This window comes from Pseudomonas sp. R45(2017), from assembly GCF_002112305.1.
In the GTDB taxonomy this organism is placed as follows: domain Bacteria; phylum Pseudomonadota; class Gammaproteobacteria; order Pseudomonadales; family Pseudomonadaceae; genus Aquipseudomonas; species Aquipseudomonas paraglycinae.
Genome location: NZ_NEHH01000017.1, coordinates 1 through 13,437, shown reverse-complemented (window position 1 = coordinate 13,437; position 13,437 = coordinate 1). Strand labels below are relative to the sequence as shown.

Annotated in this window: 12 protein-coding genes and 1 pseudogene; 8 read left to right on the top strand and 5 right to left on the bottom strand. The window is 58.2% G+C overall.

The annotated features are described in order from the left end of the window. Window positions 1-229: 229 nt before the first annotated feature. Window positions 230-943 (bottom strand): UTRA domain-containing protein, encoded by a 714-nt coding sequence (locus CAF74_RS27775; RefSeq protein WP_085732333.1) that lies wholly within the window; start codon window positions 941-943, stop codon window positions 230-232. 351 nt (window positions 944-1,294) lie between these two features. Between CAF74_RS27775 and CAF74_RS27770 the strand changes: the two genes are divergently transcribed. From CAF74_RS27770 to CAF74_RS27745, 6 genes are all read left to right on the top strand, one after another. Then, window positions 1,295-2,359 (top strand): ABC transporter substrate-binding protein, encoded by a 1,065-nt coding sequence (locus CAF74_RS27770; RefSeq protein WP_085748485.1) that lies wholly within the window; start codon window positions 1,295-1,297, stop codon window positions 2,357-2,359. Between the two features lie 182 nt (window positions 2,360-2,541). Next, a complete protein-coding gene (locus CAF74_RS27765) occupies window positions 2,542-3,348 on the top strand; it encodes an alkaline phosphatase family protein (protein ID WP_085748484.1) in 807 nt (268 codons plus the stop codon). Between the two features lie 5 nt (window positions 3,349-3,353). Continuing rightward, on the top strand, window positions 3,354-4,190 hold the full coding sequence (locus tag CAF74_RS27760; protein WP_162130491.1) for an ABC transporter permease subunit: 837 nt from the start codon (window positions 3,354-3,356) through the stop codon (window positions 4,188-4,190). Next, the gene (locus CAF74_RS27755; protein ID WP_085748483.1) at window positions 4,177-4,977 is read left to right on the top strand and encodes an ABC transporter permease; all 801 of its coding nucleotides are present in this window, start codon (window positions 4,177-4,179) and stop codon (window positions 4,975-4,977) included. Before CAF74_RS27760 ends, CAF74_RS27755 begins: the two co-directional genes overlap by 14 nt. After that, window positions 4,974-5,963, top strand: coding sequence for an ABC transporter ATP-binding protein (locus CAF74_RS27750; RefSeq protein WP_085748482.1), 990 nt, complete (start codon window positions 4,974-4,976; stop codon window positions 5,961-5,963). The genes CAF74_RS27755 and CAF74_RS27750 overlap by 4 nt, the downstream gene beginning before the upstream one ends. A 34-nt stretch (window positions 5,964-5,997) precedes the next feature. Further along, complete coding sequence (locus CAF74_RS27745; RefSeq protein ID WP_085748481.1) at window positions 5,998-6,651, top strand: HAD family phosphatase; 654 nt, start codon at window positions 5,998-6,000, stop codon at window positions 6,649-6,651. Between the two features lie 45 nt (window positions 6,652-6,696). Here CAF74_RS27745 and CAF74_RS27740 read toward each other — a convergent pair whose 3' ends face one another. After that, complete coding sequence (locus CAF74_RS27740; RefSeq protein WP_085748480.1) at window positions 6,697-7,659, bottom strand: zinc-binding dehydrogenase; 963 nt, start codon at window positions 7,657-7,659, stop codon at window positions 6,697-6,699. Window positions 7,660-7,840: 181 nt separating this feature from the next. Here CAF74_RS27740 and CAF74_RS27735 point away from each other — a divergent pair, with 181 nt between their 5' ends. Both CAF74_RS27735 and CAF74_RS27730 read left to right on the top strand, forming a co-directional pair. Continuing rightward, complete coding sequence (locus tag CAF74_RS27735) at window positions 7,841-9,925, top strand: carboxy terminal-processing peptidase (RefSeq protein ID WP_165369544.1); 2,085 nt, start codon at window positions 7,841-7,843, stop codon at window positions 9,923-9,925. Window positions 9,926-10,059: 134 nt separating this feature from the next. Further along, a complete protein-coding gene (locus tag CAF74_RS27730; RefSeq protein ID WP_085748478.1) occupies window positions 10,060-11,850 on the top strand; it encodes a bifunctional diguanylate cyclase/phosphodiesterase in 1,791 nt (596 codons plus the stop codon). 94 nt (window positions 11,851-11,944) lie between these two features. Here CAF74_RS27730 and CAF74_RS27725 read toward each other — a convergent pair whose 3' ends face one another. From CAF74_RS27725 to CAF74_RS27715, 3 genes and pseudogenes are all read right to left on the bottom strand, one after another. Continuing rightward, window positions 11,945-12,451: a hypothetical protein gene (locus tag CAF74_RS27725; RefSeq protein WP_085748477.1), complete on the bottom strand. Its 507-nt coding sequence runs from the start codon at window positions 12,449-12,451 to the stop codon at window positions 11,945-11,947. 8 nt (window positions 12,452-12,459) lie between these two features. Beyond that, window positions 12,460-12,816 carry a hypothetical protein gene (locus tag CAF74_RS27720; RefSeq protein ID WP_085748476.1) on the bottom strand — a complete coding sequence of 119 codons (357 nt, stop codon included), beginning with the start codon at window positions 12,814-12,816 and terminating at the stop codon, window positions 12,460-12,462. Further along, window positions 12,816-13,437 (bottom strand): annotated as a pseudogene (locus tag CAF74_RS27715) (type IV secretion protein Rhs); the annotation flags it as partial. The gene CAF74_RS27720 and the pseudogene CAF74_RS27715, both read right to left, overlap by 1 nt.

Here is a 13,437-nt window from a genome sequence, read left to right as displayed (position 1 = left end):
AGGAGGTGCAGCGAAGCAAACCGTAGGCGATGCCCCCGGATGAATCCCGGAGCGAAGGAACCCCGAGCCTCAGCGAGGGGCCGAACGCAGGGGCCAAGCCTTTTGCTTACTTTTCGGCGTCTGGAAAAGTGAGCCGCTGTAAGAGCGGAACCGCCAGCCGCAGCCCCCCGAAAAAACGGATATTCACCCAAAACAACCCAAAACCTGGTCGGCCCAGAGGCCGCCAAGGTCAAACAACATCAACACCAACGTGAATCGCATCATGCCGCCAAAACTCCAGATCACAATCAATCAACCGCCCAGACTGATCATAATTAACCCGAGCAATCCTCAACCCCGGACTCCCCACCGACACCCGCAACGCCGCCGCCGCATCGACCGATAAAGACGTAGGCACAATCTCGAACCGCACCCGCCCATAGTGCAAATCGTAATGCCGCGCATACAGCTCGGTAATCGACTGATTCAGATCAAACTCGAGAATCCCCGGAAAAAACTGCGGATTCAGATAATGCTCCACATACAACACCAGCCGCCCATCGATCCGCCGCGACCGGCAAATCTGAATCACGCTCGACAACGCCGGCAACTGCAACCACGCACAGACCGCCGCTGAAGCCGGCTGCAACCGCGCCGAAATCACCTCGGTCGACGGCACCCGCCCCTGCGCACTGACCATCGCGTGAAAGTGACTGCGCTGCATCAGGTTATAGGCCAGACGCGGCGGCGACACGAACCAGCCCCGCCGCTCCTCGCGATAAATCTGCCCTTGCGCCTCCAGCTGCAACAAGGCTTCCCGTACCGTAATCCGCGTCGTGCCGAACAACTCACTGAGCTTGCGCTCGGCCGGCAACTTGCTCCCCGCCGCCAGCAACCCATGGTCGAGCTGCTCCTGAAGGATCTGGCCAATCGCTGTCACCGCTTTTGTTGCCTCATCGCGCATCAACGTTACCTATCTGGACTAGACCAGCACTGTTTCGGGGCAAAACCGCACAGCTAATGCGCCGTTTGGTTGTGTTGCAAGCCTAGGCAGTGCAGATGACCGAGAGATGACAAAACTACCGAACGGTCGCCCTGACAACTTGCAATACATCGGCCAAGTCCCTTGCCCACCGGGACTTTGCGGGTGGTCTACGCTTAGCGGGCAGCCGTCGATACAGGAGAAATAAAACGCGGGCCAGGTATCCGCCGACATCAAAGTGTCATCCAGCCCCCCTACATTGGCTCAGGTATTGCTGACCTAGACCAACACAAACCGCAATCGCAGCGTTGAACACGACCAAGGAGCTTCGGAATGAAACAGCTTTTCCTGGCAACACTGTTAGGCTCGACCATTGCCATGTGCACCGCCGCCATGGCGGCTGATGATCTGAAAACCCTCGAAGCCGCTGCGAAAGCGGAAGGCGCCGTCAACAGCGTCGGCATGCCCGATGACTGGGCCAACTGGAAAGGCACCTGGGAAGACCTGGCCAAGAAATACGGCCTGAAACACATCGACACCGACATGAGCTCGGCCCAGGAAATCGCCAAGTTCGCCGCTGAAAAAGACAATGCCACCGCCGACATCGGCGACGTCGGCGCGGCCTTCGGCCCGATCGCGGTCAAGCAAGGCGTGGTGCAACCGTACAAGCCGACCACCTGGGATCAAGTGCCGGACTGGGCCAAGGACAAGGACGGCAACTGGGCACTGGCCTACACCGGCACCATCGCCTTCATCGTCAACAAGAAGCTGCTTCACGGTTCCGAAGTACCGACCAAATGGGCTGACCTCAAGGCCGGCAAATACAAGGTTTCCATTGGTGACGTGAGCACCGCGGCCCAGGCTGCCAACGGCGTACTCGCCGCTGCACTGGCCAACGGCGGCGACGAGAAAAACCTCCAGCCTGCCCTGCTGCTGTTCGCAGACATCGCCAAGCAGGGTCGCCTGTCGATGGCCAACCCGACCATCGCCACCATGGAAAAAGGCGAGATCGAAGTCGGCGTGGTCTGGGACTTCAACGGCCTGAGCTACAAGGCCAAGATGGCCAATCCGGATGACTACGTGGTGCTGATCCCGTCCGACGGTTCGGTGATTTCCGGCTACACCACCATCATCAACAAGTACGCGAAAAACCCGAACGCCGCCAAGCTGACCCGCGAATACATCTTCAGCGACGCCGGCCAGACCAACCTCGCCCGCGGCAACGCCCGCCCGATCCGCGCCGAGCACCTGCAACTGCCGGAAGACGTGAAAGCCAAGCTGCTGCCGAACGATCAGTACAAGAAGGTCACCCCGATCAAGGACGCCGATGCGTGGGAAAAAACCTCCAAGGCCCTGCCGCAGAAGTGGAACGAAGAAGTCATCGTCGAGATGAAGTAAGTCGGTAGATCCCCACTGGGTCTGACGCAAAACCCTGTGGGAGCGGGCTTGCCCGCGATGGCAGTTTCACATTCAACACATGAGTTGATTGACATGACGCCTTCGCGGGCAAGCCCGCTCCCACAGGATCCGTGTCGACTTCGAGTTTCCCGTTTTTATTGTTTCGCGGAGTTTTTGCCCCTATGAAGCACACCGTCATCCTTGTCGTGCTCGACGGCCTCAACTACGAGGTTGCGCGTCACGCCATGGGGCATCTGCAGGCTTACGTTGGCGCAGGACGCGCCGCGCTCTACCAGTTGGAGTGCGAGTTGCCGGCTCTGTCCCGACCGCTTTACGAATGCATCCTCACGGGCGTACCGCCGATCGACAGCGGCATCGTCCACAACAACGTCTCGCGCCTGTCCAGTCAGCGCAGCATCTATCACTACGCCCGCGATGCCGGTCTGAAAACCGCCGCTGCGGCGTACCACTGGGTCAGCGAGCTCTACAACCGCTCGCCGTTCGTGGCAGCACGGGATCGGCATACCGATGACCCGACGCTACCGATCCAGCACGGCCACTTTTACTGGAACGATCACTATCCGGATTCGCACCTGTTCGCCGACGCCGAAAACCTGCGCCTGCGCCATGCACCGGACTTTCTGCTGATCCACCCGATGAACATCGACGACGCCGGGCACAAGCACGGCCTCGACACCCCGCAATACCGCAACACCGCGCGCAGCGCCGACATCATCCTCGCCGACTACCTGCAAGGCTGGCTCGACGCCGGTTGCCAGGTGCTGGTGACCGCCGACCACGGCATGAACAACGACCGCTCGCACAACGGCCTGCTGCCGGAAGAACGCCAGGTGCCGTTGTTTGTACTCGGTGACGCCTTCAGCTTAAACACCGACGCCACGCCGAAGCAGACCGACATCTGCGGCACCGTCTGCGAACTGCTCGGCGTGCCCCACGACAAACCTGTGTGCCGGGAGTTGCTCAAGTGAACTCAATGACTCGCGGCAAATGGCTGGCGGCCCTGTGCCTGGTGCCTTTCGCACTGTTCTTTATCGTGTTCGAAATCGCCCCGCTGATCTGGGTGATGATCAACAGCCTGCAATCGGAAGAATTCGGTTGGGGCTTCGCCAACTTCAGCAAGATCTTCAGTTCGAAGTTCTATCTGCAGGCGATCCAGTACAGCCTCGAAATCAGCTTCTGGTCGAGTGTGTTCGGGATCATCATCGCGGTGCTGGGCGCCTACTCCCTGCGCCGGGTCGATTCGAAGCTGCGCAACTTCGTCAACGCCTTCGCCAACATGACCAGCAACTTCGCCGGCGTGCCCCTGGCCTTTGCGTTCATCATCCTGCTCGGCTTCAACGGCAGCATCACGATCATGCTGAAGCAGGCCGGGATCATTGAGGACTTCAACCTGTACTCGAAAACCGGGTTGATCATTCTCTACACCTACTTCCAGATTCCCCTCGGCGTGTTGCTGCTGTACCCGGCATTCGACGCCCTGCGTGAAGACTGGCGCGAATCCGCCGCACTGCTCGGCGCTGACGGCTGGCAGTTCTGGCGCCACATTGGCCTGCCGGTACTGACCCCGGCCCTGCTCGGCACCTTCGTGATCCTGCTGGCCAACGCCCTTGGCGCCTACGCCACGGTCTACGCGCTGACCACCGGCAACTTCAACGTATTGCCGATCCGGATTGCGGCGATGGTCTCCGGCGACATTTCCCTCGACCCGAACCTGGCCAGTGCCCTGGCCGTGGTGCTGGTGGCGCTGATGACCCTGGTGACCGTCGTGCATCAACTGCTGCTGAAGAGGAGCTACCATGTCTCGCGCTGAATCCGGTCCGGCCGGCGTCTACCACCGCGTCGTGGTCTATCTGTTGTTCGCCATTTTGCTGCTGCCCTTGGTGGGCACGCTGATCTACTCGATCGCCAGCAGCTGGTCGGCCACCATCCTGCCCAGCGGTTTCACCTTCAAGTGGTATATCCAGTTGTGGAGCGATCCGCGTTTTCTGAACGCCTTCGGTCAGTCGCTGCTGGTGTGCGTCGGCGCGCTGATCCTGTCGGTGGTGCTGATCCTGCCGCTGCTGTTCGTGGTGCATTACCACTTCCCGAAACTCGATGCGCTGATGAACATCCTGATCCTGCTGCCCTTCGCCGTACCGCCGGTGGTGTCGTCGGTGGGCCTGTTGCAGCTCTACGGTTCCGGGCCGTTCGCGATGGTCGGCACGCCGTGGATCCTGATCGGTTGCTACTTCACCGTGGCGCTGCCGTTCATGTACCGGGCGATCACCAACAACCTGCAAGCGATCAACCTGCGCGACCTGATGGACGCCGCCCAACTGCTTGGCGCCAGCACTTTTCAGGCAGCTTTCCTGGTGGTGCTGCCGAACCTGCGCAAGGGCCTGATGGTCGCGTTGCTGCTGTCGTTCTCGTTCCTGTTCGGTGAGTTCGTGTTCGCCAACATCCTGGTCGGCACCCGCTACGAAACCCTGCAGGTTTATCTGAACAACATGCGCAACAGCAGCGGCCACTTCACCAGTGCGCTGGTGATCTCCTACTTCTTTTTCGTGCTGGTCCTGACCTGGGTCGCCAACATCTTGAACAAGGACAAAAGCGAATGAGCTATGTCAGCGTCCAACACCTTCAGAAAAACTACGCAGGCACCACGGTGTTCAGCGACATCAACTGCGAAATCAACAAGGGTGAATTCGTCACCCTGCTTGGTCCGTCCGGTTGCGGCAAATCCACCCTGCTGCGTTGCATCGCCGGGCTGACGCCGGTGGATGGCGGCAAGATTCTGCTCGATGGCGTCGACATCGTGCCGCTCACCCCGCAGAAGCGCGGGATCGGCATGGTGTTCCAGAGCTACGCGCTGTTCCCCAACATGACCGTCGAACAGAACGTCGCCTTCGGCCTGCGCATGCAAAAGGTCAACGCCGACGACAGCCACAAGCGGGTTGCCGAAGTGTTGAAACTGGTTGAACTCAACGATTTCGCCAGTCGCTATCCGCATCAGCTGTCCGGCGGCCAGTGTCAGCGTGTCGCCCTCGCCCGTTCGCTGGTGACCCGTCCGCGCCTGTTGCTGCTGGATGAACCGCTGTCGGCCCTCGATGCGCGAATTCGCAAACACCTGCGCGAACAGATCCGTCAGATCCAGCGCGAACTTGGCCTGACCACGATCTTCGTCACACACGATCAGGAAGAAGCCCTGACCATGTCTGACCGGATTTTCCTGATGAATCAGGGAAAGATCGTACAAAGCGGCGATGCCGAAACTCTCTACACCGCGCCGGTCGACGTATTCGCCGCCGGCTTCATCGGCAACTACAACCTGCTGGATGCCGAGAGCGCGTCGAAGCTGTTGCAGCGGCCGATCAACCATCGCATCGCGATTCGCCCGGAAGCCATTGAACTCAGCCTCAGCGGTGAACCCGATGCGCAAATCCGCAGCCACAGTCTGCTGGGCAACGTGATCCGCTACCGCGTCGAAGCCCGGGGCGTGGAACTGGTGGTGGATGTGCTCAACCGTTCGGCGGCGGATCTGCATCCCGATGGTCAGCGCCTGTCACTTTCCATCGATCCCACCGCCCTGTGTGAGGTAGCCTGATGACTTTGCTGACACCCAAGAGGGAACTGAACTGATGGCCCTGGCAATTTTTGATCTGGACGAAACCCTGATCCACGGCGACTGCGCCACCCTCTGGAGCGAGCAGATGGGGCGCCTGGGCTGGGTCGATCCCGAGTCGTTCATGCGCAAGAACAACGAGCTGATGGACGCCTACAGCCATGGCAAGTTGCGCATGGAAGACTACATGGACTTCAGCCTCGAGCCGCTGATCGGGCGCACCCCGGAAGAAGTCGAGCATCTGGTCGGACCGTGGGTGGAAGACTTCATCGAACCGATCATCTTCAGCGACGCCACCAAGACCATCGCCGCCCACCGCAAGGCCGGCGACCGGATTCTGGTGATCTCGGCCTCGGGTACGCACCTCGTGAAACCGATTGCCGATCGACTGGGCATCGACGAGGTGCTGGGGATCGAACTGGAAGTGGCGCATGGCGTGTACAGCGGCCACACCGTGGGCACCCTGACCTACCGCGAAGGCAAAATCACCCGCTTGCTGGAATGGCTGGATGCCGAAGAGGAAAACCTTGAGGGCGCGAGTTTCTATTCCGACTCACGCAATGATCTGCCGCTGCTGCTGAAAGTGGATTTCCCGCATGTGGTCAATCCGGATCCGGTGCTGCTTGCAGAGGCCGAGAAGTCCGGCTGGCCGATCCACCTCTGGAAGTAAGCGGTTGTCTTGTGGGAGCAAGCCTGCTCCCACAAGCATCGACGATCAGCTCAGGCTTTCGTCGATCACCAGCACCAGCTTCCCCGCCACCGTGTTGCTTGCCAGCTCGGCGAACGCTGCCTCGGCATCCTTGATCGGGAATGCCTTGGCCAGTTGTGGCTTCAGGCGCCCTTCGGAAAACAGCGGCCACACGTGCTGACTCAGATCGCTGAACAGATCGGCCTTGAACTGATCGTCACGGCTGCGCAGGGTCGAGCCCAGCAGTTGCACGCGTTTGGCCAGCACCTGGGCCAGATCCAGCTTCGCTTCGCGGCCGCCCATCAGGCCGATCAGCACCCAGCGGCCGTCCTGAGCCATCAACTTGAGGTTCAAAGCCGAATAATTGCCGCCCACCGGATCCAGAATCACATCGAACGGCCCGAAATCCCGCAGGCTTTCCAGATCGTCGGTGCGAACCACCCCGCCCTGGGCCCCCAGCGATTCACAGTAGGCCAGCCGCTCGGCCGAGCCGACGCTGACCCAGCAGGGATTGCCGAAAGCCTTGCACAGTTGAATGGCGGCTGAACCGATACCACTGGCTCCGGCGTGCAGAAGAACTTTCTCACCCGGTTTGAGCGCAGCGAGTTGAAACACATTCAGCCAGACGGTCGCGTACACCTCGGGCAACGCAGCGGCCTCGATCAGCGATACACCTTCCGGAACCGGCAGCACATGCCTTCCGTCGACGACCACCTCTTGCGCCATCCCGCCCCCGGCCAGCAAGGCGCAGACCCGGTCACCGACCTGCCAGGACGAGCCTGCGCCGACCTCGCTGATCACCCCGGAACACTCAAGACCCAGCACCTGGCTGGCACCTGGAGGGGGTGGATAAAGTCCAGCTTTCTGTAATAAATCCGCGCGATTGAGGCCCGCTGCCGCCACCCGGATGCGAACTTGTCCTACATCACATGTAGGACTTGGTTCATCAACCCATGCCACTTGACCTTCAACGCCTTGCAATGCCTTCACAGTGCCTCCATAGTGAGTCTGGACTGAGCCCGAAGCTGTAGCGCCGGGCTTTTTGCATTATGCGACCGGCCCTGGGGTCTGAACGAACGCTGAACAGCAGTTATCGTACAGAGCGTAGAGGTACCGGCGACTTCAAAGACGGCCTAATATGCGTTATCAATTGTCCCCGCGTCGAATCAGCATGAAGCATCTGCTCCCCAGCACCGCCCTCGCTCTTTTCATCGGTATCGGTCTGTTGCCGGTGTCGGGCACCACATTCGCAGCCAACAGCTGGGACAAGTTGCAGCCTGATCGCGACGAAGTGATCGCCAGTCTGAACGTCGTCGAGTTGCTCAAGCGTCACCACTACAGCAAGCCGCCGCTCGACGATGCGCGCTCGGTGATCATCTACGACAGCTACATCAAGCTGCTCGACCCGTCGCGCAGCTACTTCATGGCCAGCGACATCGCCGAATTCGACAAGTGGAAGACCCAGTTCGACGACTTCCTCAAGAGCGGCGACCTCAACGCCGGGTTCACCATCTACAAGCGCTACCTGGACCGCGTGAAAGCGCGTCTGGACTTCGCCCTTGCCGAGCTGAACAAAGGCGTCGACAAGATGGACTTCACCACCAAGGAAACCTTGCTGATCGATCGCAAGGACGCTCCGTGGCTCAAGTCCACCGCCGAACTCGATGACCTGTGGCGCAAACGCGTCAAGGACGAGGTGCTGCGGCAGAAGATCGCCGGCAAAGAGCCGAAGCAGATCCAGGAAACCCTGACCAAGCGCTACAAGAATCAACTGGCGCGTCTGGACCAGACCCGCGCCGAAGACATCTTCCAGGCGTACATCAACACCTTCGCCATGTCTTACGATCCGCACACCAACTATCTGTCGCCGGATAACGCGGAGAACTTCGACATCAACATGAGCCTGTCCCTCGAGGGTATCGGCGCCGTGTTGCAGAGCGACAACGACCAGGTGAAAGTCGTGCGTCTGGTGCCGGCAGGCCCGGCCGACAAGACCAAGCAGGTTGCTCCGGCCGACAAGATCATCGGCGTTGCCCAGGGCAACAAAGAGATGGTCGACGTGGTCGGCTGGCGTCTGGATGAAGTGGTCAAGCTGATCCGTGGCCCGAAAGGCACCGTGGTGCGTCTGGAAGTCATCCCGGCGAGCAATGCGCCGAACGACCAGACCAGCAAGATCGTGCCGATCACCCGTGAAGCGGTGAAGCTCGAAGACCAGGCCGTGAAGAAGTCCGTGCTGAACCTGAAACAGGACGGCCGAGACTACAAGCTCGGCGTGATCGAGATTCCGGCCTTCTACCTCGACTTCAAGGCCTTTCGTGCCGGCGATCCGGACTACAAGAGCACCACTCGCGACGTCAAGAAGCTGCTGACCGAACTGCAGAAAGAGAAAGTCGACGGCGTGGTCATCGACCTGCGCAACAACGGCGGCGGTTCCCTGCAGGAAGCCACCGAGCTGACCAGCCTGTTCATCGACAAGGGCCCTACCGTGCTCGTGCGTAACGCCGATGGCCGGGTCGATGTACTTGAAGATGAAAACCCGGGCGCCTTCTACAAAGGCCCGATGGCGCTGTTGGTCAACCGTCTGTCCGCCTCGGCTTCGGAGATCTTCGCTGGCGCCATGCAGGACTACCACCGCGCGCTGATCATCGGTGGCCAGACCTTCGGCAAAGGCACGGTGCAGACCATCCAGCCGCTGAACCATGGCGAACTGAAACTGACCCTGGCCAAGTTCTACCGGGTTTCCGGTCAGAGCACCCAGCATCAGGGCGTACTGCCGGACATCGATTACCCGTCGATCATCGACACCAAGGAAATCGGCGAAAGCGCCCTGCCGGAAGCCATGCCGTGGGACACCATCCGCGCGGCGATCAAACCGGCGAGCGATCCGTTCAAGCCGTACCTGGCCCAGCTGAAATCCGAGCATGACACCCGTTCCGCCAAGGACGCGGAGTTTGTGTTCATCCGTGACAAGCTGGCCCTGGCGCAGAAGCTGCTGGAAGAAAAAACCGTCAGCCTCAATGAAGCCGAACGCCGTGCCCAGCACGCCGACATCGACGCCAAGCAACTGGCGATGGAAAACATCCGTCGCAAGGCTAAAGGCGAAGAACCGCTCAAAGAGCTGAAGAAAGAAGACGAGGACGCCCTGGCGGCCGCCGAGCCGGACAAGGTCAAACCGGAAGACGACGCCTACCTGAGCGAGACCGGGCGCGTGCTGCTGGATTACCTGAAGCTGAGCAATCAGGTCGCAAAGAAGTAAGGTGATGGCAATTTAATGCTGACGATCCCCGGATCGTCATCAAACAGTCATCATTCTGTCGTGCAATAAAGGACTGGGAGCTGTTCTCTTCATCGAGAACGCTCCCAGTCCTTTTTTTATCGCCAGAGATTGCCATGACCACGACCGAACAGCTGAGTGCCTTGAGCTCGATCCTGACTCAAAGCGGATTACACAGCCTGTTCCAGCCGATCATTTGCCTCTCTGAACGGCGCATTCTCGGCTACGAAGCCCTGACCCGCGGCCCGTCCAACAGCCCGCTGCACTCCCCCATCGCCCTGTTCGCCGTGGCCCGCCAGGCCGGACGCTTGAGCGAACTGGAAATCGCCTGCCGCCAAAGCGCCTGTCGCCGTTTCAACGAACAGCAGTTGCCGGGCAAGCTGTTTCTCAACGTCTCTCCCGAATCCCTGCTTGAAGCCGCGCACCAGCCGGGGCGCACGCTGCAGCTGCTGCAGGATTTTGGTATCCCGCCGAGTCAGGTGGTGATCGAACTCACCGAACAAACGCCGATCGATGACTTTCAGTTGCTGCAAACTGCGCTGCATCACTATCGGGCGATGGGTTTTTCGATTGCCCTCGATGACCTTGGGGCTGGTTATTCGAGCCTGCGCCTGTGGTCGGAGCTGCGGCCGGATTACGTGAAGATCGACCGGCACTTTATCGACGGCATTCATCAGGACGCGTTGAAGCGCGAGTTTGTCGGATCGATCCTGCAAATCGCCAAGGCCTCAAGGGCGCAGGTGATTGCCGAAGGCATCGAATTGCCGGAAGAACTGGCGGTGCTGACCGAGATGGGTGTGGATCTGGTGCAGGGATACCTGCTCGGCCGCCCTCAGGAACACCCGCCGCGCGATGCCCGCGCCTTGATGCCCAAGCACGACAGCAGCGCCGTCACATTGAACGATGAAGGCAGCGACCTCAGCGCCCTGCTCAACGATCAACCGGCCGTGAATCGCGACACACCGACCGCTACCGTACTGGAAGCCTTCCGCCGTCAGGCCAACCTGAACTCACTGGCGGTGCTCGACGAACAGGGTCAGCCATGCGGCATCGTTCATCGTCACTCGCTGTCCGATGCGCTGCTCAAACCGTTCGCCACCGACCTGTTCGCCCGCAAACCGATCAGCCGCCTGATGAACGACGACTTCCTCGCCGTCGAAATGAGCCAGTCGCTGCAACAGGTCAGCCGCCTGATCACCAGCCGCGCCCGGCAACGCATCGAAGAAGATTTCATCATCACCCTCAATGGCAGCTACCTGGGCCTGGGCCGGGTGATTGACGTGCTCAAACTGATTACCGAACTGAAGATCCAGCAGGCCCGCTATGCCAATCCGCTGACTTTGTTGCCGGGGAATGTGCCGATTCAGCAATGCCTCACCCGCCTGCTGCAACAGGGGCGCGAGTCGGTCATTTGTTATGTCGACATCGACAGCTTCAAACCCTTTAACGATATCTATGGGTATGGGCGCGGGGATGAGGTGCTGCTGTGTCTGGCGCAATGCCTCAACGAACGCGTCGACCCGTCCCGCGATTTCGTCGGGCATATTGGGGGGGATGATTTCTTGTTGGTGCTCGGCCCGGAGGATTGGCGCAAACGGCTGAACCAATTGCTTGATGATTTCCAGAGCCAATGCCGGCGTTTCTACCGCCCGGAACATCTGGAGGCTGGGTGTTTTGTTGCGCCGAACCGCCAGGGCATTCGTCAGGAGTTTCCGTTGCTGTCATTGTCCATTGGCGTGGTGCATTTGCATCCCGAAGCGTGTGCGCAGTTGGATGCGAGTCAGTTGGCGGAAATGGCTTCGCAGGCGAAGCATCATGCGAAGAATGTTCCGGGGTATAGCGTGCATTTGATTGATAGTCTTACGGCTCCTGACCTTGATACACCGCAGGTTATTGGCCAACGCTGACGCCCCAAACAACACAAATCCCAGTGGGAGAAAGCTTGGTCGCGAAGGGGGCTGCCCAATCAGCCTGAACATTATTATCTCCATCCTTATCCCGTCAAAGCCGAGGACCACCAAACAAACTCAGGTCGAATCGTGCTCTGCAACTAAGATAGAACTCACCCTCAAGGCTAGTCTTATCATGACGAAAATCCATTATCTGCTTATAAAACGATTTTATGGCTGGATCATTCGAACTACTCATAGCATTAATCACCTCACACTTTTTATAAACCTGCTCCGCCACACTCATCACGCTCTCGAAATATTCCTCACGATTTTCAATTCCGAGAAATCTCGAAAACTGAAAGGGCAAATCTTGCCCTGACCGAAAAACATCGCAAAGACTAAGCACCAAAAGCTCTGCAAAGTACAAGCGCTCTCTGCAGTTTGGATTTGAGATCAATTCCAGTAACCCTGCGTCTCCACACTCGCCTATAATATTTAGATCCACAGCATCGGGATCTTCACTGTACTGATCACCAAATAGTTCTGCGTTCGATTCGCCGCGACCCCACCGCTTAAAGTCGTTGAATGACCATCTCCCCTCAATGACCTCAATCATTCAGTATTTCACCCCTTGATTTTTTCAAGCTGATATCTGACCAAACACTTCAGCAGAACCTGCATAAATCGGCGCTGATCCAAAATATCGTCGTCAAAATACGTCGTCATTCGCCCAAACACACGATCAAAACTGTCACCCTCTTTTAAAAAATGAGCGATGGTGTCTGTTAGAGAAGCCTGTTCGCGAGGGGTATAGTCCAAAAATTCAGGTTTCAAAAGAACATCAAACAACTCAGTTAGCTCTTCATCATTATTTACATTTCTGGAAACTATAGCCCTCTCCCTCTCGTCATTTCTTACATTCTCTATATCAAAAACAAAAAGCAGATTTTTTATATCGACAATCTCATAAGAAACTTTCATCAATCAAAATCCGTATATGCTGTCTTTACACGCCCACTTGCATCAAGAATAACTACCGCCTTCGTTTGCCTTCCATAATCAAGGCTTCCTTTCTTGTATCCCTCACCAATCACCTTCCCCATATCAATCGGCCTCTTCGATATTTGTAGGTTTGTGTATCGAAGAATCAGCTGTGCTCTATAAATAGCATTTAACTGATCTCTATGACTCAAAAAATGCGTGGCCGCCGATGGGATCATAGGCTGCCCTTTCTTTTTCCCACTGCTATAAACCTCCACGATTCCTGTCGTCGGATTTTTAGCTGAGGTCACTCGTTCAAATTGAGAGTTCAAGGTAGTTTGGGCACCGTGTTTTTCCAGAAAATGCTCTCCATTCGTTGGATCCTCCATGTCATGTAGACGCCTATAAGCATTTTCCTCAGCTAACGCATCAATCCTCGCCCGCCGCTCCTGCGCCGTCATCTTCGGCAGCGCTGGCTCACCTTCATGAACCTTGACGCCACTGACATCACCAGGCACCGAACAACCCGGCTTGTTCGGCGGCGGACAGTTGGACGTCAACCCTAACGGATCCACCCACCCCGTCGGATTCGGCACGTACCGGTACTGATTCAGCCCACCC

Coding starts and splice junctions, on each gene's coding strand:
- CAF74_RS27775 (WP_085732333.1), bottom strand. CDS start 943: ATGCGCGATGAGGCAACAAAAGCGGTGACAGCGATTGGCCAGATCCTT.
- CAF74_RS27770 (WP_085748485.1), top strand. CDS start 1,295: ATGAAACAGCTTTTCCTGGCAACACTGTTAGGCTCGACCATTGCCATG.
- CAF74_RS27765 (WP_085748484.1), top strand. CDS start 2,542: ATGAAGCACACCGTCATCCTTGTCGTGCTCGACGGCCTCAACTACGAG.
- CAF74_RS27760 (WP_162130491.1), top strand. CDS start 3,354: ATGACTCGCGGCAAATGGCTGGCGGCCCTGTGCCTGGTGCCTTTCGCA.
- CAF74_RS27755 (WP_085748483.1), top strand. CDS start 4,177: ATGTCTCGCGCTGAATCCGGTCCGGCCGGCGTCTACCACCGCGTCGTG.
- CAF74_RS27750 (WP_085748482.1), top strand. CDS start 4,974: ATGAGCTATGTCAGCGTCCAACACCTTCAGAAAAACTACGCAGGCACC.
- CAF74_RS27745 (WP_085748481.1), top strand. CDS start 5,998: ATGGCCCTGGCAATTTTTGATCTGGACGAAACCCTGATCCACGGCGAC.
- CAF74_RS27735 (WP_165369544.1), top strand. CDS start 7,841: ATGAAGCATCTGCTCCCCAGCACCGCCCTCGCTCTTTTCATCGGTATC.
- CAF74_RS27730 (WP_085748478.1), top strand. CDS start 10,060: ATGACCACGACCGAACAGCTGAGTGCCTTGAGCTCGATCCTGACTCAA.
- CAF74_RS27725 (WP_085748477.1), bottom strand. CDS start 12,451: ATGATTGAGGTCATTGAGGGGAGATGGTCATTCAACGACTTTAAGCGG.
- CAF74_RS27720 (WP_085748476.1), bottom strand. CDS start 12,816: ATGAAAGTTTCTTATGAGATTGTCGATATAAAAAATCTGCTTTTTGTT.